Source organism: Burkholderia cenocepacia, from assembly GCF_900446215.1.
GTDB classification, from domain to species: Bacteria; Pseudomonadota; Gammaproteobacteria; order Burkholderiales; family Burkholderiaceae; genus Burkholderia; species Burkholderia cenocepacia.
Genome location: NZ_UAQZ01000003.1, coordinates 1 through 18,077, shown reverse-complemented (window position 1 = coordinate 18,077; position 18,077 = coordinate 1). Strand labels below are relative to the sequence as shown.

Below are 18,077 nucleotides of genomic sequence, written 5' to 3'. Positions count from 1 at the left end.
CCGGTGCGCTTTTAGGCTTCCTCGTGCGAGGAACGATCCTTGTTCACGAACGCGGCGACTTCGTCATGCATATGATTCTGCCGGCTGCGACCATTGCTGGCGCCGAGACTGTCGTCTGCGAAGCTCACCGTATTTGCACCGGTTAAGTCCCGGAAATCAGCCCCTCCGTGGATTGCCGACGCGATCTTGCCGCCCGTGGTTTGTGCCACGTTCCCCTTCGCCGACTCCATCATCGCAGCAGCCTTGTCCTTCGCAACATCGCCAGCGCCTTTCGCGAGATTGCTGCTCATGTCGGCCGCGAAGCGGCCCGCGTTGCTCATGAACGAGGAAAAGCCACCACTGCCGCCAGACGAGCTGCTAACGCCACCATTACCGCCCGCGAGACTTCCGGAGGCTGCATTGCTGCCGCTGAACATGCCAGTTCCGCCGGCCATGTGTTGTTGCGCTCCCTGGAACGCAGCCTTCAGGGCTGACGCTCCACCTGCGGCATTGGTCGCACCGGCCATTACCGAGGAACCGGCCGATGCGGCTGCGCTTGCCGTCATGGCGGCCGCTGCCATTACCGAACCAACGCCGACACCGCCGATCGAGCCAACACCGCCAACGCCAACGATGCCTGCGATCCTCGGCGGTATCTTGTTTGTGAGATACATCAGCGCGAAGGCAGCGATGAGCATGACCGCCATTTCCTTGAGGTCAATGCCAGCGGCCATGCTGGAGTAGTACTCGTTGATGAAAGTCTTGCCGATGCCAATGAGCAGGAGCATTACCATCAGCTCCGCACCTATCGCCAAGACGTGCTTGTAAAAGCTGATAGCGATATCCGAGGTCCAGCGCGATCCCCCGAAGCCGAGGAAGAACACGCCACCGTAGATGACGATCCAGGCCGATACGAAGACCAGGAGCAGATTCACGCCGACGATCGTCAGGACAAGCATCACGGCCAGCGCCATGAGAAGCCCAACAACACTGTCGGTGGGTGACCAGACAGAAGACTGGTCGAGCGCCTTGGCAAAAATGTCGTAGCCGATTTGTACGATGCCGCCAGGCGTAAAGTCGGTTGCTTGGCCGATTGCCTTTGCTCCGATCATCCACATCGATTTGACGATGGCATCTCCGATCGCCGGGCCGTTGTACAGAATCCACCAGAAGAAGCCCAGGGTGCCGAAAAATCGAATCGATTCAGCAAAGAACTCTTGAATGTCCGAGCGGCGCATCGCCATCATTCCGTACGTCCACACCATGCTGACGAGCGCCAATCCCCAGAAGAGCCACGATCCGTAGCTCACCATGACGCCGCCCCACGAACTGGCCGCAGATTGGTACTTGCCCATCACCGAATCAACGACATTGACGTCCATCGGTGCGGCAAAGGCAGTCGCAACGTGAAGGAGCATCATCAAACCGAGCGCAAAAAGATTGCCTCGTTTGAAAAACATGGATCTCATAGCGTGGCCCTCACTGATTTTTCTTCGGTTGTTGAGACGGTGCATCGCCCCACGTCCAGTTCTTCGGCGGAGAGCTGACGACATTGCTGCCGTCACGTAATTGCGCGGCGGAGGCCGCCTGTTTCGCCTCGGCTGACGCCCCCTTGTCGTCGCACCCGGCGAGCATTGCAAGGGACACGAGTGCCCAAATTGCCACTTTCATTTCTGGCCCTTATTGGAAAGTCCAGCTCTTGGGAGCGGAGTGTGTGATGTTGCTGCCATCGCGCAGTTGAACACCAGCGGCAGCCTGTTGAGCCTCGCGATCTGCAACGATCTGCGCACGCGTTGCAGCAGCAGCCTGTTGTGCGACGAGCAGCCCACGGAGCTGGAGAAGCTGATTCGTTTGAGCGCTGGCGAGCTGATTGGCCGCCTGGATGGCCTGCATTTGCCCCTGTGCGCTCGAGGCTTGCGCCTGTAACGAACGCAGGTTTGCCGCGTCCGTGACCAGCGTTTGTTGCTGCTGATCGACGCCCTTCAGCACAGCATCGTTTGCACGCTTTTGAGCTTCCGATCCGTTCACTTGCGCATCGGCCAGAGCTTGCCGCTGGGCGTCCGTGCAGCCAGTCGCGGTGAAACATGGGGACGATCGGTAGTACGCCACGTCCTGATATCGCGACAGATAAGCGTCGATGTTGCCGGCCTGATTCTTGTAGTAATTCAGCATGTCCTGCGCTTGCAGGAGCTTGTTGATCGTGCCGTTCACCTGATCCCACACGTACGCGGCCGGCGCCACCGTGTTCTGGAGCATGTTCTGGTACTGCTGCAACTGCGTTGTGTATTGCTCGATTTGCTTCTGAACAGCTTGCACGTTGTTAATCGCGCTGATCGTTGTCTGCATTACGTTCGTAACGTCGATCACTGGAATACCACCAGCCAGCGCGGAATGCGATACCGCACCGCCGATCGCCACCGCGAGTACGACCGTTTTAGCCGCTAAAATTTTCATCTTCACAAGTGATCTCCTATCTGTTGCAGACGAATCAATTGGAACGCCAGGTAGGCCGCAGACGTGGCCCCACTCATCTACCACTGGCTGAACGACACATCTTCTTGGCGTTCAGCCGCATCAAAATCATCGCGCTACAACCAGCGCCATGATCTGGCGCATCTCGTTTTGGGTACCTTCAATCTTGGCGAGCAAGGCAAGGATCGTGGACTGGCTAAACCCCTCAACTCGCTTATCGTTGGTCAGCCAGAGTTTCAGCAGACCACCGAGCCGTCCGAGGTCACCATTCACTTTCGCGAGGTCGGCGATACGTGCGTAATCGAGGATGCCGCGTATCTCGTAGCCGAGTCCGACATTGCGCAGATAGGCGGCCACGCTAAGGCCCGCCTTCGCCGCATTGCTACGAATGGCCGCCTCCTCGTCAGGCAGCACCGGCACGCGAAGGTGAAGACCACGTTTGCGCGTCATCGATTTCTTACCGTTTTCCATCGTCTATCCGAGTTCGAGCCGGCTGTTCCGGCAGTTCGCGGCGGTAGCCGCTGCCTCGCAGAGCAGGATTCCCGTTGAGCGCCGTAGGTGCGAATAAGGGATGTGAAGGTAGATATCCGGCTTCGCCGGTTAGCTAACTTCACCTATCCTGCCCCGAGATTTGCGCGCAACTTTCACATGCCCCGAACACCATCTGTCTCGTTGTTGAGGCGCCATCGAAACGCAACAGCGCAGCGGCAGCGAATCAGCGCACGGAAAACAGTGAAACTAGTGCGATTACAGCGTTTCGATTGCGTTTCAGTGGTGCATCGATCACACATCCGCAGCGATGAAGCACGACTTTCAAAGCAGCTCATCGCCGTTTGGAGTTGCCTTAAAGCTGAAGCCGCCAATCGCTGGAATTTCCCCCTTCTTTGACGAACCAATTTCGTTGGTTTTCGACTTGTCGCTGCGCCCCCTTTCGCTCCCGCGCCGAGCGGGTGTGACTCCAGGGAGCGACGAATTCGCGATATGTCGTCGCACGTATTTGAGGAACGTCTCGTAGCGAAACGACACACGCCCCGTCGCCTGCATGTGTTCCCAAATGGTCTTGAGCGCGTACCCGGCAGCCGTAGCCTCGATCACGTCATTACGTACAGCTAGGAACGAAACCAGATACTCATTGCGCTTGTGCTTCGCCGCATTGCGCCGCTGCGCTACCCACGCAGCCAACTCATCCGGAAAATTCTTCGTCATCTCCGCCTCTTTGCAGTTCAAAGCCAGAATCGAACAGGTGTGCGACTACTTCGGTTGGAAAATACATTCGCCGCCCGACATAGAACTTGTGACTATTGAGGCAGTGCGCCCATTCGCTCTTCGGCTTGAGCAACGCCATTCGCAAACCCTCCGGCTTCCGGCTCAACGCCGCGGCCAGTTGATCGAGCGTCATGACTGCACCGTACCGATCTTTCAGGATGTCGAACATTAGACTCACACACTTGGCTTGATTCCGGTTGATTGATGTCGTTACGCGAATTCTTGGGCTAATGGGTATAGAATCAAAGTGCCATTAATTGAGGGTTTTCTTACTAGGACGCAAAGACCTATGGCACGACCGGCACGAAGTGATTTTGAAAAGCGACGAGGCGGAATGCGTGCGGCAGCATTGCTGCACGAACTTGCTGCTCGCATGGGGGCGAAGAATCCACATCAGTTCGCGGTGTGCTTTGACAACAATTTCGGGATGCTTACTCAGCAGTCCGGAAAATGGCGGGCCAACTTCGGCGGCGCAAAACCACTGTCTGCTCAGCAACGGAAGCTGCTGGCACGCCTTGATACTGACGCTGACGTTCTGCACGACGACGGACCGGCCGCACTATGGAAAGCGATGTGGGGGCAACTGAACGAGTTGCAGTCGATAGTCTCCGTTGAGCTGGAGAAATGGCTAACACTCGATATGGTGCTTGCTGAATTTGAGGCCGACCTATTGTTGGCCGAATTGGAGCGCGCGCCCCTCTCTCTTGCGAATTTGGCAACAGCTGTTGCCTTGTATCGGCTACATCTCGAGGTCGAGGCCATCGTTCCTCTGGGCCTTGACGGCAAGGGAATATGCAGGTGTCTGAGGCTCTGCCTGGATAACGATCAAATACAGCAGGAACTCTCCCGTCTTGGCGTTCAACACGCCGTTGATTCCGAGCTGACGAGCTGGATCGTGTCTCGACCTGACCTGGAGGTCGCGTGGGCATCGTCCCGAACGCGATGGAACGTCCTCGCGGAACGGCTCGATTGGGTCAGTTGACGTGCCAGAAAATTTTAGCGGCTAAAATTCGGCTGCTCGCGTCCCTCAAATGTCAACGACATAACCCCGGCACGGGCGCGACTTGCCACAACAACACTATCAAACTGAGAGGAAGCTATGAAATTCAACTGTCCCAAACTCGTGTACGGATTGCTTGTGATCGCCGCGACATACAGCCTGACGGCGCATGCCGAAGCAGACTACGACGGGAAATACGCTCGGAACATCGACATCACATATCAGGTTGGCGAGAACAACTCCGTTGTCGGGCAAATCACCAACAACGCGGATCGCACCGTGTATGTCTCGGCGGCATTCAAGGGTTATGCGGCAGACGACCACGTGAGCCAAGGCGGGGCCACCGTGATCTTCGATCACCTTGGCCCTGGCGAGACCGCGCGCTTTAAGAGCGGCGGCTTTTTCGAGGCAATCAAGTCCGCCAAGCTGACGACGCTGCGCACGGTACCGTGAGTCGAGGACTCAAACGATCAGCGCCGGCAGCCCCGGCGCACGAGCCGCGCGTGGTCGACAAGTTCGAGCCGCGCTCTAGCTACCGTGGTACACAACTCAGACGTTAAGGTTTACATAGAGTTAAATCGCGCGCGCGCGTTACGGTTCTTGAAACCCTTACTACGCAAGGCTTCTCGGGATGTTCCCATCCCTAAAAGCACGAAGTAGCTCATCCGTGAAAGCACGTGGTAGCCCACAGCCTGCATCCCTAAAGGCACGTGGTGATTCACAGTCGAGCCTCGGTTATCCACAACGATAGGCACGCGATGTCAGCATCATTTTGGTCTACCGCGCTTACGAGCATGCGCCTTCTCGCGAGCCTTGACCGAGGTGTGAGGCAGACCCTTCATTATGGCTGCGATCTCGGCCCGATACCCCTTGGGGCCGTTGGCGTAGAACGTCACGTTGTCGGCTTTAGGATCGTAGGCCATGCGGTAGTCGGGTAACTCGCCAGACGCCGCCAACGCTTTGATGGCTGCCCGGAACTTGAAGAGCTTGTCGGCGCTGCCGCTCTTTTCATGCAACGTGGCAATGCTGGATTTCCAAGTTGGCTGATTGCCGCAGTGCTTGCAAGCCAGCTCGTAGATGCGCCGGTCCAATGGCTTGCGCAAGCGGAAGTAGTTGGGCGAAAGGGTTTTCACCTGCATGGCGTCCACGCTGCGAAACAGCCAATCTGGCAAGGTCACTTCCACGGCCACCATGCGATCGCCTCCGTCTCGCTCGATGACCTTGGCGGAATCGATCAACCCGAAGAACCCGCGTTCGCGTTTGCCGGCCGTCTCGATGTTGGTTTCGATGCGTGTGCCAGTGAGTCGTGCCAGCATCTCTCCCATGCGAATATAGGCGCGGCCACTGGTATCGCGATTGGTCGAGTGCAGGAAATCGTAGGCCGTGAAACGCACCGTGCGCGTGATCTCGCGGCCACGGTTCTTCGCCGCGACCAACTGACTGATGCAGTAGATCCATAGATCTTTGTCGTGAATCGTCGCGCAGCCATCGACTCCAGGTTTGACGGTTACCCGAGTCTCTTTTCGTTCGTACACACGTATGCGTCGGTCGCCAGCGCGCAGGGCGAACAGCGGGTGCTCCATGCTTGCCAGGTCATCCTTCGGCGAAGCATCGAGAATGTCCGCGACGAAGAAATCGCATTGTCGGTGCCTGAGTGGAGCAAGGCGTGAGTATGTCGAGGCAGACGCATCGCAAGCCTCGGCCGGCGACGCCGGCGGCGTCGCTTCCGCGATGAATACTTGCATCGCTTACACCTCGGCCGTAGCTTCGGAGGGATGGACGCTGGCTTGCTTGCGATGCAGGCTCCGCTGCCGCGTAACCTGCTCGGCTTTGGTAGGGCGGCCTCGGCGTGGTCGCGGGTCATCGGAGCAAACTGAGACCGCCGGGCGAGACAGACCCTCGACATGAGCCGCCAACCAGTGCTCTACGTCTTCGAGACGCCAAAGCAACCGCTTGGTGTTCGGCAGACGGCAAATCGGAGGAAGGGACTGCGGATTGCGAGTAGCATCGCTGCGGATGCTCGCGACAGACTTATGAATGCACTTTGAAAGATGTTCTACGGTGAGCAGAGATTTCATGGGCGAACCGCTCCGATCCCGGCTGGTCGATGACCAGCCAAGTTCGGATGAGTCCGCGGTTCCGTACCTTGCCCAGATGGACGAAGACTTTACGCTTATCGCTACTTGCCCAAATTAGCAGCGAGCACTTGTACGGCGGGGTCGTCCCCCATGTTTCCCTCGCTCTCCAAGCTATGCTGTCCAGTTAGTTTCCGGCCTCATCCTGACCGGTGGAAGTCATAAACCTGGCGATTGCTTTCGGCATCCTTTCTGGCTCACCCGCCAATCCGCTTATGGCAGGGGCTGCTGAACAGTCCGTGGCTCCACGCTTTGTGGGCAAGGTGCGGTTTGCTAGACCCCTTGCCCTTTGCTTTTGTCTCGTAGCCGTTCTGTACGTCTTCAGCGCGATTGCCAAGAATCGTACCCGCAATTTGCTGCAATGTCATGCATGCGGCGTGGGGGATGCGCTGCACACCTTGGCACAAATTTGGCACACATGGTGTGCCAAAGTCTGCTTCCAAATGCAAAACAACGCACTACATCGTGAGACGTAGTGCGTTGTTTTTACTGGAATTTATGGTGGAGCGGAGGAGGATCGAACTCCCGACCTTCGCATTGCGAACGCGACGCTCTCCCAGCTGAGCTACCGCCCCAACAGTCAATCATCATACACACGCATTTCCGCGCTTGGCAATAGGGGTTACGTCACCCCCGACGCGTTACTTTGACGGCGCGCCAGCCAGCACCCATTCGACCACCGACCGGACGTCGGCGTCGCTCATGCGCGGATGCGCGGGCATCGGAATCGCGCCCCACACACCGGAGCCGCCGTCCTTCACCTTCTTCGACAGCTTCGCGACGGCCTGCGGATCGGACTTGTAACGCGCGGCGATATCCTTGAACGACGGGCCGACGAGCTTGCGGTCCACCGCATGGCAGCCCATGCACGCGTTGCTGCGCGCAACCTTCAGGCCGTCGCCGACGTCCGCATGCGCGGCGCCCAGCGTGCCGGCCACGAGCGCCGCGGCCGCCGCGCCCTGCACCACCCGGCGTTTCATCGATTTGATCTGCATGCCCGTCATTGCGCCTTCGCCTTCGGATTGCCCGGATGCACGCTCGACGAATTCGAGATCGGCGCGGGCGGCTGCAGCGGCGTGGACTGCACCGACGCGTCGGGCACCGCGCCGACCGTCGCGTTGTCCGCCGGTGCGGCAGCCGCCTGCGCGCCGGAGGCGCCGCTCGCGGGCGACGCGTCCTGCAGCGCCTGCGCGTCCTGCGGCTTCACATACTGGAACACCTTCACGACCTTCTCGACGCCCGGCACCTGGCTCGCGGCTTCCGCGCCGCGATTGCCTTCGTCCACCGTCACGAGGCCCATCAGGTAAAGATTGCCGCGTTCGCTGACGACCTTGTAGTAGTTCGCCGAGATGCCCTTCGTCGCAATCAGCTCCGACTTCACGCGGCCTTCGAGGTACGAGTCGTTCGCGCGCGACGACAGCGACGACGCCGGCTCGACCGACAGCTCGTTGACGATGCCGTTCACGTTGTTGATGCCGCGCACGATTTCCTCGGCGCGCTGCTTCGACGCATCGTTCGGCACTTCGCCCGTCAGCAGCACGCGGCGGTTGAACACCGTCACGTTCACGTGCGACTGGTCCGGCAACCCGTTGTTGATCTGCGTGAGCGACTTGACCTGGATCTCGCGATCCTCCGTCTGCGCGCCCAGTGTGCGGCGATCGGTCGCGATCAGCGCGCCGCCGCCGGCCGCGGCCCCCACGACCCCGAGCACGCAGCCCTGCAGCGATACGGCGAGGCCCGCCGTCAGCGCGGCGAGCAGCGTGGTTCTGACGAGCGTCTGTTTGACGCGGCTTTGATTCATCGACGGCTCTCCTTCGTTCAATCCTCACCCAGCAGCATCGCGTCGATGCCGTCGCACAGGCTGTGGATGGTCAGCAGATGGACTTCGTGGATGCGCGCCGCGCGAACGGCGGGCACGCTGATCGGAATATCGGTGTCGGACAGCGCGGCCGCGACCGTGTGGTCGTTGCCGCCCGTCAATGCGACGACGGTCATCTCGCGCTCGTGCGCCTCGCCGATCGCCGCGAGCACGCGCGGCGATGCGCCGCCCGCATCGAGCACCAGCAGGATGTCGCCCGTCTGGCCCAGCACGCGCACCTGCTGCGCGAACAACTGCTCGGCGGCGGCCGCGCCGGCGAGGCCGGCCTGCGACGCGTCGGTGGCCAGCGCGATCGCGGGCAGGCCCGGACGCTCGCGCTCGAAACCGCCGACGAGCGACGCGGCGAGGTACTGCGCGGCGGCGGCCGACGGGCCGTCACCGCACGCGACGATCTTGTTGCCGTTCGCCAGCGCGGCGAACATCGCATCGACCGCGGCTGCGATCGGCAGCGACAGCGCGTCGGCCGCTTCGGCATGAAGCGCGGCGCTGTCGCGGAATTGTTGCTGAATACGTTCGACTGACATCGATTCCTGGTGAACTGGGCGCGTGGCACCACTCGCGCGACATCGTGGGTGCGGCGAGTTTACCGTACTCCGGCGCCCTCTCCGGGGGTCCGGCAAGAACTCTTTACATCTCGTCACAGCTCGCCGCTACGCGTCGTCGGTACGAAATGCGTCGCGCAGCCACGCAAGCCGGCCGGCCTCGAACGCGACGACGTCGAAACGGCACGCGGCACCGGCGCCGTGCCGCGACCAGAACTGCAACGCGGCCGCGACCAGACGCCGCCGCTTGCGCCAGCCGACGCTCGCGGCCGCGCCGCCATGCCGGGTGCTGCGCCGCGCGCGCACCTCGACGAACACGAGCATGCCGTCGGGCTCGCGCATCACGAGATCGAGCTCGCCGCCGCGCATCGTCACGTTCGCGGCGACGAACCCCAGACCGTGACGCTCGAGAAACTGCCGCGCGCGCTGCTCGAACGCGGCGCCGACCGGTTTGGATCGCGCCGCGCCGGAAAAGTTGTCGCCCGAACGCGGCCGACCGCGCGCGCCCTCCGGCCGCGCCGGCGCCGCGTGGCACAATGCCGTCCTTGTTCCGCTCGTGCCGCGATTGCGTGCATTGCCTGCCATGACTGCCCTCCTCGAACTCGCGCATACGCAGCACTACCCGGACGCCACGCTCTACGTGGTCGCCACGCCGATCGGCAATACGGCCGACATCACGCTGCGCGCGCTGCACGTGCTCGGCCTCGCCGACCGCATCGCGGCCGAAGACACCCGCAACACGGGCCAGCTGCTCGCCCGCTACGGGATCTCGAAACCGCTCGTCGCCGTGCACGAGCACAACGAACGCGAAGCCGCGCAGCGCGTGATCGAGCTGCTGCGCGGCGGCGAACGCGTGGCCTACGTGTCGGACGCGGGCACGCCGGGCATCTCGGACCCCGGCGCGCGGCTCGTCGACGCCGTGCGCGCGGCCGGCTTCGCGGTGGTTCCGCTGCCTGGCGCGAGCGCGGCCGTGACCGCGCTCAGCGTGGCCGGCGACTGGGCCGGCGCGTTCACGTTCGCGGGCTTCCTGCCGCCGAAGGCGAAACAGCGCGCGAGCGCGCTGCAGGCGCTGGTGTCGCACCCGTACGCGCTGGTGTTCTACGAAGCGCCGCACCGGATCGCCGAAACCGTCGCCGCGCTCGCCGACGCATTCGGCCCCGCGCGCCGGCTGCTGATCGCGCGCGAACTCACCAAGCTACACGAGCAGTTGTTCCAGGGCACCCTGGCCGAAGGACAGGGCTGGCTCGCCGGCGACGCGAACCGGCAGCGCGGCGAGTTCGTGCTGGTCGTCGAAGGTGCGCCGGCGGCAAGCGGCGAAGCCGACGACGCCGCGCACGACGCGCTGCTCAGGCTGCTGCTCGAAGAGGTGCCGGTGAAAAGCGCGGCAAAGCTCGCGGCCGCGCTGACGGGCGCATCGCGCAACGCGCTGTATGCGCGTGCGCTCGTGCTGAAGGAAGGCACGGAAGGCTGACGCGCACCGCCGCCGCGCGGAAACGACAAAGGGCTGCCGGAAGGCAGCCCTTTGTGCATGAGCGGACGATTGGCCGCGTTACTTCGCCGAGATCGACGCGAACATTTCGTCGCGGGCCTCGCGTGCTTCCTGCGGCGACAACCCTTCGATCTTCACGCGGCCCGTGCCGGCGTGCACGAGGCCGATCACCTTGGCCGCCGCGTACGACAGGTCGAGCACGCGACCGCGCTTGAACGGCCCGCGATCGTTGACCTTCACGACGACCCACTTGCCGGTCGATGCGTTCGTCACCTTGATGTACGACGACAGCGGCAGCGTGCGGTGCGCGGCGGTAAACGCGTTCATGTTGAAGCGTTCGCCGTTCGCGGTGCGGCGGCCGTGGAAGTCCCGCCCGTACCACGATGCGCGACCGGTCTGGCGGAAATCGGATACATCCTTGCCGTCGATCGGCTCGGCGTCCGCCAGCGACGACTTCTTCGCGTCCTTGCTGTCGGCCGCCGGCATCGATGCCAGCGCGGAATCGAAACTGAGGGGCTGCTTGTCGTCGTCCGCCTTCGCGGCAGCGGCCGTCTTGTCGACCGCCTTCTTCTGGTTCACGCTGCCGGTGGTCTGGCTGGGTGGCACCGCACAGCCCGTCAGCGCAAAAAACAATGCAATGGTTCCGAATCGGCTCGGAAAACGTAAATTCATCGACGTGTCGCCTTCTGGTTCGGGCCGCATCGATACAACGCTGCTACACAACGCAGAGATGCGGCCCGGACGGCAAATGCGTGCACGCCCCGCTCGAAGGCGAGCAGGCGGCTAGCATGGGCGCGGCGTTCGTCTAGGCCGCAACCGTCCTGATTAGTTTTCACGTCTGGCGCAACCTGTCCCCAACAGCCTGACCAGACCCCACATGCCGCCATCGAACATGGCTTCACGTTCGCGCGCGTCGATACGACCAACGCACAGGAACGGCGGCACAGGCCTCATCCGGCGGCGCGGCAGCAGGGCCGCAGGCGGGCGCGCAGCACCCGGCCGGACAAGACGTGAGCACCGAATGCTCGGTGCTGGATACACCGCCGGACTCCCCGGCGGCCGATGCTTGACGGTGAATCGGACGCCTCATTTAACGGGGCCGAAACACCAGCGAATTGCGTGAAATTCACGCGCAATGGGGCGCATTATACATAAATCAAAACCTTGTCTCGAAAAGCACCCCCGACGCACCATTGATTCTCGCTATGGCTGTAACAATCGACATGCTCCGGGAATGCCCGCATCCGCGCGCCGCAGCATGCATCGCGCGCCCGGCAGCCCGCACGCGCGACCGGTACAATCGCTCCTTTTAGCCGCCGGTGCTCCCATGAAAGTCACGCTCATTCCGGTCACGCCGTTCCAGCAGAACTGCTCGCTGCTCGTCTGCGAGAAGACGGGCCGCGCGGCCGTCGTCGATCCGGGCGGCGATCTCGACCGGATCGAACAGGAAGTCGCGCGGCAGAACGTGCAGGTCGAGAAGGTGCTGCTCACGCACGGGCACATCGATCACTGCGCGGGCGCGAAGACGCTCGCGACGCACTACGGCGTGCCGATCGAAGGGCCGCAGGAAGAAGAGCGCTTCTGGATCGAGAAGCTGCCGATGCAGAGCGAGCGCTTCGGCTTCCCGGCCGCCGACAGCTTCGAGCCCGACCAGTGGCTGAACGACGGCGACACCGTGCGGTTCGGCGACGAGACGCTCGAGGTCTATCACTGCCCGGGCCACACGCCGGGCCACGTCGTGTTCTTCAGCCGCGCGCATCGCATCGCGATCGTCGGCGACGTGCTGTTCGCGGGCTCGATCGGCCGGACCGATTTCCCGCGCGGCAATCACGAGGACCTCGTCCGTTCGATCAAGGAAAAGCTGTGGCCGCTCGGCGACGACGTCACGTTCGTCCCCGGCCACGGCCCGGTGTCGACGTTCGGCGACGAGCGCCGCACGAATCCGTTCGTGTCCGACAAGGTATTCGGATGAACCAGACCGCCATCCCCGAAATTTACGTCAGTACCGACGTCGAGGCCGACGGCCCGATTCCCGGTCCGCACTCGATGCTGAGCTTCGCGTCGGCCGCCTATACCGAGGACAAGCAGCTGATCGCGACGTTCTCGGCGAATCTCGAGACGCTGCCCGGCGCGCACGCGCACCCGGTGCAGGAAGCGTGGTGGAAGACCGAGCCGGAGGCCTGGGCCGCGTGCCGGCGCGATCTGCAGACGCCCGAGGCGGCGCTGGTCGCCTACGTCGAATGGGTCGAGGCGCTGCCTGGCAAGCCGGTGTTCGTCGCGATGCCGGCCGGCTTCGATTTCACGTTCATGTTCTGGTACATGATGCGCTTCGCCGGGCGCTGCCCGTTCTCGTGGTCGGCGCTCGACATCAAGACGCTCGCGTTCGCGATGACCGGCCTGCCGTACCGCAAGGCGATCAAGCCGCGCTTTCCGAAGCACTGGTTCGACGATCATCCGCACACGCACGTCGCGCTCGACGATGCGATCGAGCAAGGCGCGCTGTTCTGCAACATGCTCGCCGACCTGCGCCGGCAGCAGGCCGCGCTGGCGGGCCTGGCCGTGTCGGATACCGATCGGTCGGAAAGCGCGGGGGCGGGACAAAATCCCACGGATCCGCGGGCAAATTAGCGAATCTCGCTCAACAGCGCGTCGCCAGATTGCGTTTCCTTTCCCGGCCCTCTAACATTCAGCGTGTTGTAGCTGCCGCATGGAGGCGCAGGTGACGCTCGATTCCTTTTCGCAAAAAATCCTTCGCCTGTTGCAGCTCGACGCGCGCCGTTCCGTTCAGGAAATTTCCGACCAGGTCGGCCTGTCGAGCACGCCGTGCTGGCGCCGCATCAAGGACATGGAACAGTCGGGCGTGATCCAGCGCTATACGGCGCTGCTCGATCGCGAGAAGCTCGGCCTGCACGTCTGCGCGCTCGCGCACGTGCACCTGACGCGCCACAACGAAGGCGGCGTCGAACAGTTCGAGCGCGAGATCGCGACCTGCCCGGAAGTCACCGAGTGCTACAGCACGACCGGCGAAGCCGATTACATCCTCAAGATCGTCGCGCCGGACATCAAGGCCTACGACGTGTTCCTGCACGAGCGCATCTTCAAGATCCCGGCCGTGTCGCAGGTGCGCACGAGCGTCGTGCTGCGCGAAATCAAGTTCGACACGCAACTGCCGCTGTAACGCGCCGGCCCGCCCCCGCGGCGGGCCGCGTTCACGGTTGCCGGTTGCCGGTCACGTCCGCGCGGGCAACGTGCGCGTGAAGCCGATCCGGCGCGCGCCGAATTCGCGCTTCAGCGTCTCGATGTCGAGCCGGCCGGCCAGCGCCGCATCGGTGTCGTGCGGATCGCTGTCGAGCGTCACGTCGACCTCGAGCCCCGTACTCAGGTAATGCAGGTTGATCGCCGCCGCGCGCAGGCCGCGCTGCGCGAGCGCGGCCTCGAGCCGCGCCGCGAGCTCGCCGCGCGGCGGCAGCGCGAGCGCCGGACGGCGCGCCGCATCGTTCCCCGGGTCGACGTGGATCAGCGCATCGAGCACGCGCGGGTCGGACAGCACGCGCGCCCGCGCGGTCTCGGCGATGTAGTGCCCTTCGGAGACGGAGATCTTCGGATCGACGAGGATGTGCGCATCGACGAGCGCGGCATCCCCCATCTTGCGCGTGCGCAGGTCGTGCACGTCGCGCACGCCGGGCGTCGCGGCGAGCAGCGCGCGGATCTCGGCCGTGTCGGCCGTATCGAGCGCGCGGTCGGAGAGGTCCTGCAACGCGTCATAGCCGAACGTCCAGCCCATGCGCGCGACCATGAAGCCGACGATCGCCGCCGCGATCGGGTCGAGCAACCGCACGCCGGCCAGGCTGCCGACGATGCCGATCGCGACGACGAGCGACGACGCGGCATCCGAACGCGCATGCCACGCGTTGGCGACGAGCATCGCCGAGCGTACGCGCCGCGCTTCGCGCAGCATGTAGCGAAACAGCGCTTCCTTGGACACGAGCACCGTCAGCGCAACGATCAGCGCGGAAAAATGCACGGCCGGAATGTTTTCGAGATTAACCAGGCGATCGCCGGCACGCCAGAGCATGCCGATACCGACTGCAATCAGGATCGCGCCGAGAAACAGCGACGCGACCGTCTCGTAGCGGCTATGGCCGTAATTGTGGTCGGCATCCGGCGAGGCACCGCTATGCCGATTCGCAACCAGCACGACAAAATCCGAGATCAAATCGGAAATCGAATGCACACCGTCAGCAATCAATGCCTGCGAATGCGCAATCACGCCGACGACGATCTGAAATGTCGCAAGCACGACATTCAGGACAATACTGACGAGCGTGCTCTTGCGCGCAACTGCGTGCTTATCTGCGCTCTGCGCGTCGCCGGAAAACGTAGACATGAAATATGAGATATCGGTGTGCGCATCGGTGTGCGATACGCAATTCTATCAAAAGCGCCCCGCAAGCCCTTCCAATACCCACAAATTTCTCATTTAAATCAACCGCTTATACGAACGTGTCGCATTTTCATTCACACGACGTTTCTTACATTTTTATGACGGCGCCGAGCGGGCCGCCGGCGCCCGGAAAACAAAAAAGCCGCGCTCCTCGACGGACACGCGGCTCTTTTGAAGAGCGGGCAACCTAAACGAACGTTTAAATCGCAAACTGTTCGCGGTTCTTGCCGGCGATCCAGCGCGGCGGCTTGCCACGGCCCGACCACGTCGCGCCCGTTTCCGGATCGCGGTATTTTGCCGCCACGCCTGCGCGCGGACGACCGACCTTGCCGGCCTTCGCGCGACTGAGACCGAGTTCGGCGAGCGAAAAGCCGTAGTCGGCAATTTTCTGCTTCACGTCATTCAGCACTTCAGCGTATTCACGCGACTTCGCTTCTTCGATTTGCTTCTCCAGCTTCTCCTGCTGGGCCAGCAGGTCCTTGTAAGAAGACATAGTTTCCCTTTCTATCTGACCAATGGCGCCGGTCTGCAGCCAGCTCACCATTCATGAAATATATGTGCCTCGGATTTTCGAAGGCAGAGATTAGCACAAAAAAGATTTGATAGAAGCGAGATTCATGAAAATACCGAGACCCATTGTAATTCACACATGTCATTTTGACCGGCCGCGGCCTTTTCTCAAATTTTTACGCTCCTACACAGAGATTAGGACATTAGCGATTGAGTATTAGGTCTATCAACATACGCAATTACCCTGCATTCGAAAAAATCAAAGCTTTCATCGGACGACAGTTTTGCGAAAACCACATGACGCGGTTTGCTAAACGGACTCATCACTGACCCGCGACGTCACGTCACATCCTGTGCGCAGGCGATCAGCCGGTCGCGCAGCGCGCCGATGTCGGCCGACGGCGCGTCGAACGGCGTGCGCACCCGGCGGCCGTCGCATCGCCAGTCCGCGCCATGGCGATCGACGCCGAGCAGGTCGAGCCCGTCGCGGCGTGCGTCGCCCGCCTCGTACGCGTGCCACAGCGCCTGCTCGTCGTCGAACGCGAGCGGCGGCAGCGCATCGAGCTGCGTGCCGTCGACCCAGCCCATTCGCCCGAACCCGCCGATGTAGCGCAGCCGCTCGATCTCGAGCGCCCAGAACGCGAAATCGCCGAGCGCGAGATAGCGTGCGGCGTCCGGTTCGTAGCGCAGGTAGCGCGCGGTGACGTGCGGATCGTCGCCGAGCGGCACGAACCGGCCCAACAGCGTCGCGCGCTCGGCGTTCAGGACGTCGCCGTCGCCGGCATCGACGACGAGGAAACCCGCACGCGGATCGGCGACGAGATTGCGCGTGTGCTCGGCCAGGCCGCTCACCAGGATCACGGGCCGATGGCTCGCATCGGGTGCAAACGGCACGACGGTCGGATACGGAAAGCCCTGCGGTTCGCGCGCATGGGTGGCGAGCGTGCCGAGCGCGCAGCGGTGCAGCAGATGCAGGGCGAAGGCGGGATCGATGTTCAAGGGGACTCCTGCGGTCGAAGGGGCGCATCGGTTTCGATGTTACCCGCGCACGCCGCGTGCCGCGCATCGGCCGAACGGCCAGTCCGTCACCGGGGCGCCACCGCGAGACGACCCGCTCTCCAGCGCATCGGCCGAACGGCCATCGCCCGGCAGGATCGTAAGCGGTTCGATAGAATCGGACAGGTCCGACGGGCGCCACGTGCGCCCGCGCATTTTCCTGACGAGCCTTCCCGTGTCCGAATCCTCCTCCCCCGAATCGTCGTCCCCGTTCGCCGCGCCGCCCGACGCGCACCGCGTGCTGTCGCTGCCGGCCCGCCAGCGTGCGCGCACGGCGTCGATGGCGCTGTTCTTCGTCGCCGGCATGATGTACGCGTCGTGGGGCGTGCACGTGCCGACCGTGCGCGACAAGTTCGCGCTGAGCCCCGGGCTGCTGTCGATCGCGCTGTTCGCGGTCGCCGGCGGGTCGATCGCCGCGATGCTGACCATCGCGCGCTGGATCGCGCGCGTCGGCTCGCGCACCGCGTGCCTCGCCGGCGGGCTCGTGATGTCCGCGTGCGCGGCGCTGATCCTCGTCGTGCCCGACTACTGGATGCTGCTCGCGGTGCTCGCGCTGTTCGGCTTCTCGATGGCGACACTCGACGTCGCGATGAATGCCGAGGCCAGCGCGGTCGAAATCGCGCTCGGCAAGCCGATCATGTCGTCGCTGCACGGGATGTTCAGCATCGGCGGGATGGCCGGCGCAGCGGCCGGCGGCGCGCTGCTGTCGGCCGGCATGGCGCCGGTCGCGCATCTCGCGCTCGCGGCGGCGGTAAGCGCCGCGGTGCTCGTGGCCGCGAGCCCGGCCGTGCTGCCGCACGTGCCGCACCACGAACAGGCGCACGGCGGCGGCAACCGCTGGCGCTCGCCCGCATTGTGGATGCTCGGCGGCATCGCACTGATCGCGCTGATCGCCGAAGGCGCGATGTACGACTGGGCGACGGTCTACATGCGCGACGTCGTCGCGGCGAGCCCGGCGCTCGCGAGCGCCGCGTACGCGGCGTTCTCGGGCGGGATGGCCCTCGCGCGCTTCGCGGGCGACGCCGTGCGCGCCCGCTTCGGCGCGCCGCAGCTCGTGTTCGCGAGCGCGTCGCTCGCGTGCGCGGGGATGATCGGCGCGCTGCTGCTGCCGTATCCGGCCGCGGTGCTGACCGGCTTCACGCTGATGGGTCTCGGGCTGGCCAACATGATGCCCGTGCTGTTCGCGGCCGCCGCGCGCGTGAAAGGCATCCACGCGGCCGAAGGGCTCGCGCACGTGGCCGGGCTCGCGTATTTCGGACTGCTGTTCGGTCCGGTCGTGATCGGCGCGGTCGCGCAGGCCGCGAA

Annotated in this window: 22 protein-coding genes and 1 tRNA gene; 7 read left to right on the top strand and 16 right to left on the bottom strand. The window is 63.2% G+C overall.

Annotation, left to right across the window (positions count from 1 at the left end; genetic code table 11):
* Positions 1-11: 11 nt before the first annotated feature.
* The 6 genes from trbL to DTA15_RS10700 all read right to left on the bottom strand — a co-directional run bounded on the left by trbL (position 12) and on the right by DTA15_RS10700 (position 3,886).
* Entirely contained in the window at positions 12-1,439 is a 1,428-nt protein-coding gene (gene trbL, locus DTA15_RS10725) for a P-type conjugative transfer protein TrbL (RefSeq protein WP_006483351.1), read from the bottom strand.
* A 19-nt stretch (positions 1,440-1,458) separates the two neighbouring features.
* Positions 1,459-1,650, bottom strand: a complete 192-nt coding sequence (locus DTA15_RS10720) for a hypothetical protein (protein ID WP_012492279.1) — start codon at positions 1,648-1,650, stop codon at positions 1,459-1,461.
* 9 nt (positions 1,651-1,659) lie between these two features.
* Positions 1,660-2,439, bottom strand: a complete 780-nt coding sequence (gene trbJ, locus DTA15_RS10715; protein ID WP_006483348.1) for a P-type conjugative transfer protein TrbJ — start codon at positions 2,437-2,439, stop codon at positions 1,660-1,662.
* A 120-nt stretch (positions 2,440-2,559) separates the two neighbouring features.
* A complete protein-coding gene (gene traJ / locus DTA15_RS10710; protein WP_006483345.1) occupies positions 2,560-2,922 on the bottom strand; it encodes a conjugal transfer transcriptional regulator TraJ in 363 nt (120 codons plus the stop codon).
* A gap of 342 nt (positions 2,923-3,264) precedes the next feature.
* Positions 3,265-3,657, bottom strand: coding sequence for a TraK family protein (locus tag DTA15_RS38530; RefSeq protein ID WP_012492277.1), 393 nt, complete (start codon positions 3,655-3,657; stop codon positions 3,265-3,267).
* Positions 3,635-3,886, bottom strand: coding sequence for a hypothetical protein (locus DTA15_RS10700; RefSeq protein WP_006483352.1), 252 nt, complete (start codon positions 3,884-3,886; stop codon positions 3,635-3,637). Before DTA15_RS10700 ends, DTA15_RS38530 begins: the two co-directional genes overlap by 23 nt.
* Positions 3,887-4,051: 165 nt before the next feature.
* Here DTA15_RS10700 and DTA15_RS10695 point away from each other — a divergent pair, with 165 nt between their 5' ends.
* On the top strand, positions 4,052-4,699 hold the full coding sequence (locus DTA15_RS10695; RefSeq protein WP_227743241.1) for a hypothetical protein: 648 nt from the start codon (positions 4,052-4,054) through the stop codon (positions 4,697-4,699).
* Between the two features lie 117 nt (positions 4,700-4,816).
* Positions 4,817-5,170 (top strand): FxLYD domain-containing protein, encoded by a 354-nt coding sequence (locus DTA15_RS10690; RefSeq protein WP_006483343.1) that lies wholly within the window; start codon positions 4,817-4,819, stop codon positions 5,168-5,170.
* A gap of 314 nt (positions 5,171-5,484) precedes the next feature.
* Here the strand turns inward: DTA15_RS10690 and DTA15_RS10685 are convergent, their stop codons facing one another.
* From DTA15_RS10685 to DTA15_RS10655, 6 genes are all read right to left on the bottom strand, one after another.
* Complete coding sequence (locus DTA15_RS10685) at positions 5,485-6,462, bottom strand: replication initiator protein A (protein ID WP_006483355.1); 978 nt, start codon at positions 6,460-6,462, stop codon at positions 5,485-5,487.
* Positions 6,463-7,351: 889 nt separating this feature from the next.
* Positions 7,352-7,427, bottom strand: a tRNA-Ala gene (locus DTA15_RS10675).
* A 66-nt stretch (positions 7,428-7,493) separates the two neighbouring features.
* The gene (locus tag DTA15_RS10670; protein ID WP_006493588.1) at positions 7,494-7,856 is read right to left on the bottom strand and encodes a c-type cytochrome; all 363 of its coding nucleotides are present in this window, start codon (positions 7,854-7,856) and stop codon (positions 7,494-7,496) included.
* Complete coding sequence (locus DTA15_RS10665) at positions 7,853-8,653, bottom strand: BON domain-containing protein (RefSeq protein WP_006483342.1); 801 nt, start codon at positions 8,651-8,653, stop codon at positions 7,853-7,855. Before DTA15_RS10665 ends, DTA15_RS10670 begins: the two co-directional genes overlap by 4 nt.
* 17 nt (positions 8,654-8,670) lie before the next feature.
* Positions 8,671-9,255 carry an SIS domain-containing protein gene (locus DTA15_RS10660; protein WP_006493587.1) on the bottom strand — a complete coding sequence of 195 codons (585 nt, stop codon included), beginning with the start codon at positions 9,253-9,255 and terminating at the stop codon, positions 8,671-8,673.
* A gap of 126 nt (positions 9,256-9,381) precedes the next feature.
* Entirely contained in the window at positions 9,382-9,810 is a 429-nt protein-coding gene (locus DTA15_RS10655) for a YraN family protein (RefSeq protein ID WP_012492275.1), read from the bottom strand.
* 46 nt (positions 9,811-9,856) lie between these two features.
* Between DTA15_RS10655 and rsmI the strand changes: the two genes are divergently transcribed.
* Complete coding sequence (gene rsmI, locus DTA15_RS10650) at positions 9,857-10,744, top strand: 16S rRNA (cytidine(1402)-2'-O)-methyltransferase (RefSeq protein WP_006483673.1); 888 nt, start codon at positions 9,857-9,859, stop codon at positions 10,742-10,744.
* A gap of 78 nt (positions 10,745-10,822) precedes the next feature.
* Here rsmI and DTA15_RS10645 read toward each other — a convergent pair whose 3' ends face one another.
* A complete protein-coding gene (locus DTA15_RS10645) occupies positions 10,823-11,434 on the bottom strand; it encodes a septal ring lytic transglycosylase RlpA family protein (RefSeq protein WP_006483675.1) in 612 nt (203 codons plus the stop codon).
* Positions 11,435-12,089: 655 nt separating this feature from the next.
* On the opposite strand from DTA15_RS10645, the gene DTA15_RS10640 reads away from it, so the two are divergent.
* From DTA15_RS10640 to DTA15_RS10630, 3 genes are all read left to right on the top strand, one after another.
* Complete coding sequence (locus DTA15_RS10640; protein ID WP_006483678.1) at positions 12,090-12,734, top strand: MBL fold metallo-hydrolase; 645 nt, start codon at positions 12,090-12,092, stop codon at positions 12,732-12,734.
* A complete protein-coding gene (locus DTA15_RS10635; protein ID WP_006483674.1) occupies positions 12,731-13,390 on the top strand; it encodes a 3'-5' exonuclease family protein in 660 nt (219 codons plus the stop codon). Before DTA15_RS10640 ends, DTA15_RS10635 begins: the two co-directional genes overlap by 4 nt.
* 79 nt (positions 13,391-13,469) lie before the next feature.
* Complete coding sequence (locus DTA15_RS10630) at positions 13,470-13,940, top strand: Lrp/AsnC family transcriptional regulator (protein WP_006477376.1); 471 nt, start codon at positions 13,470-13,472, stop codon at positions 13,938-13,940.
* A gap of 51 nt (positions 13,941-13,991) precedes the next feature.
* On the opposite strand, the gene DTA15_RS10625 is transcribed toward DTA15_RS10630, so the two are convergent.
* From DTA15_RS10625 to DTA15_RS10615, 3 genes are all read right to left on the bottom strand, one after another.
* Complete coding sequence (locus DTA15_RS10625) at positions 13,992-15,149, bottom strand: cation diffusion facilitator family transporter (RefSeq protein ID WP_012492274.1); 1,158 nt, start codon at positions 15,147-15,149, stop codon at positions 13,992-13,994.
* A 256-nt stretch (positions 15,150-15,405) separates the two neighbouring features.
* Entirely contained in the window at positions 15,406-15,699 is a 294-nt protein-coding gene (locus DTA15_RS10620; protein WP_006485627.1) for an H-NS histone family protein, read from the bottom strand.
* Between the two features lie 356 nt (positions 15,700-16,055).
* Entirely contained in the window at positions 16,056-16,715 is a 660-nt protein-coding gene (locus DTA15_RS10615; RefSeq protein ID WP_006485629.1) for a HugZ family pyridoxamine 5'-phosphate oxidase, read from the bottom strand.
* A gap of 232 nt (positions 16,716-16,947) precedes the next feature.
* Between DTA15_RS10615 and DTA15_RS10610 the strand changes: the two genes are divergently transcribed.
* The coding region (locus DTA15_RS10610) for an MFS transporter (RefSeq protein ID WP_146774343.1) at positions 16,948-18,077 on the top strand (1,130 nt) is incomplete at its 3' end.

Bases quoted from the DNA above. Each gene is read 5' to 3' on its own strand.
- trbL (WP_006483351.1), bottom strand. From the start codon at position 1,439: ATGTTTTTCAAACGAGGCAATCTTTTTGCGCTCGGTTTGATGATGCTC.
- DTA15_RS10720 (WP_012492279.1), bottom strand. From the start codon at position 1,650: ATGAAAGTGGCAATTTGGGCACTCGTGTCCCTTGCAATGCTCGCCGGG.
- traJ (WP_006483345.1), bottom strand. From the start codon at position 2,922: ATGGAAAACGGTAAGAAATCGATGACGCGCAAACGTGGTCTTCACCTT.
- DTA15_RS38530 (WP_012492277.1), bottom strand. From the start codon at position 3,657: ATGACGAAGAATTTTCCGGATGAGTTGGCTGCGTGGGTAGCGCAGCGG.
- DTA15_RS10700 (WP_006483352.1), bottom strand. From the start codon at position 3,886: ATGTTCGACATCCTGAAAGATCGGTACGGTGCAGTCATGACGCTCGAT.
- DTA15_RS10695 (WP_227743241.1), top strand. From the start codon at position 4,052: ATGCGTGCGGCAGCATTGCTGCACGAACTTGCTGCTCGCATGGGGGCG.
- DTA15_RS10690 (WP_006483343.1), top strand. From the start codon at position 4,817: ATGAAATTCAACTGTCCCAAACTCGTGTACGGATTGCTTGTGATCGCC.
- DTA15_RS10685 (WP_006483355.1), bottom strand. From the start codon at position 6,462: ATGCAAGTATTCATCGCGGAAGCGACGCCGCCGGCGTCGCCGGCCGAG.
- DTA15_RS10670 (WP_006493588.1), bottom strand. From the start codon at position 7,856: ATGACGGGCATGCAGATCAAATCGATGAAACGCCGGGTGGTGCAGGGC.
- DTA15_RS10665 (WP_006483342.1), bottom strand. From the start codon at position 8,653: ATGAATCAAAGCCGCGTCAAACAGACGCTCGTCAGAACCACGCTGCTC.
- DTA15_RS10660 (WP_006493587.1), bottom strand. From the start codon at position 9,255: ATGTCAGTCGAACGTATTCAGCAACAATTCCGCGACAGCGCCGCGCTT.
- rsmI (WP_006483673.1), top strand. From the start codon at position 9,857: ATGACTGCCCTCCTCGAACTCGCGCATACGCAGCACTACCCGGACGCC.
- DTA15_RS10645 (WP_006483675.1), bottom strand. From the start codon at position 11,434: ATGAATTTACGTTTTCCGAGCCGATTCGGAACCATTGCATTGTTTTTT.
- DTA15_RS10640 (WP_006483678.1), top strand. From the start codon at position 12,090: ATGAAAGTCACGCTCATTCCGGTCACGCCGTTCCAGCAGAACTGCTCG.
- DTA15_RS10635 (WP_006483674.1), top strand. From the start codon at position 12,731: ATGAACCAGACCGCCATCCCCGAAATTTACGTCAGTACCGACGTCGAG.
- DTA15_RS10630 (WP_006477376.1), top strand. From the start codon at position 13,470: ATGGAGGCGCAGGTGACGCTCGATTCCTTTTCGCAAAAAATCCTTCGC.
- DTA15_RS10625 (WP_012492274.1), bottom strand. From the start codon at position 15,149: ATGTCTACGTTTTCCGGCGACGCGCAGAGCGCAGATAAGCACGCAGTT.
- DTA15_RS10620 (WP_006485627.1), bottom strand. From the start codon at position 15,699: ATGTCTTCTTACAAGGACCTGCTGGCCCAGCAGGAGAAGCTGGAGAAG.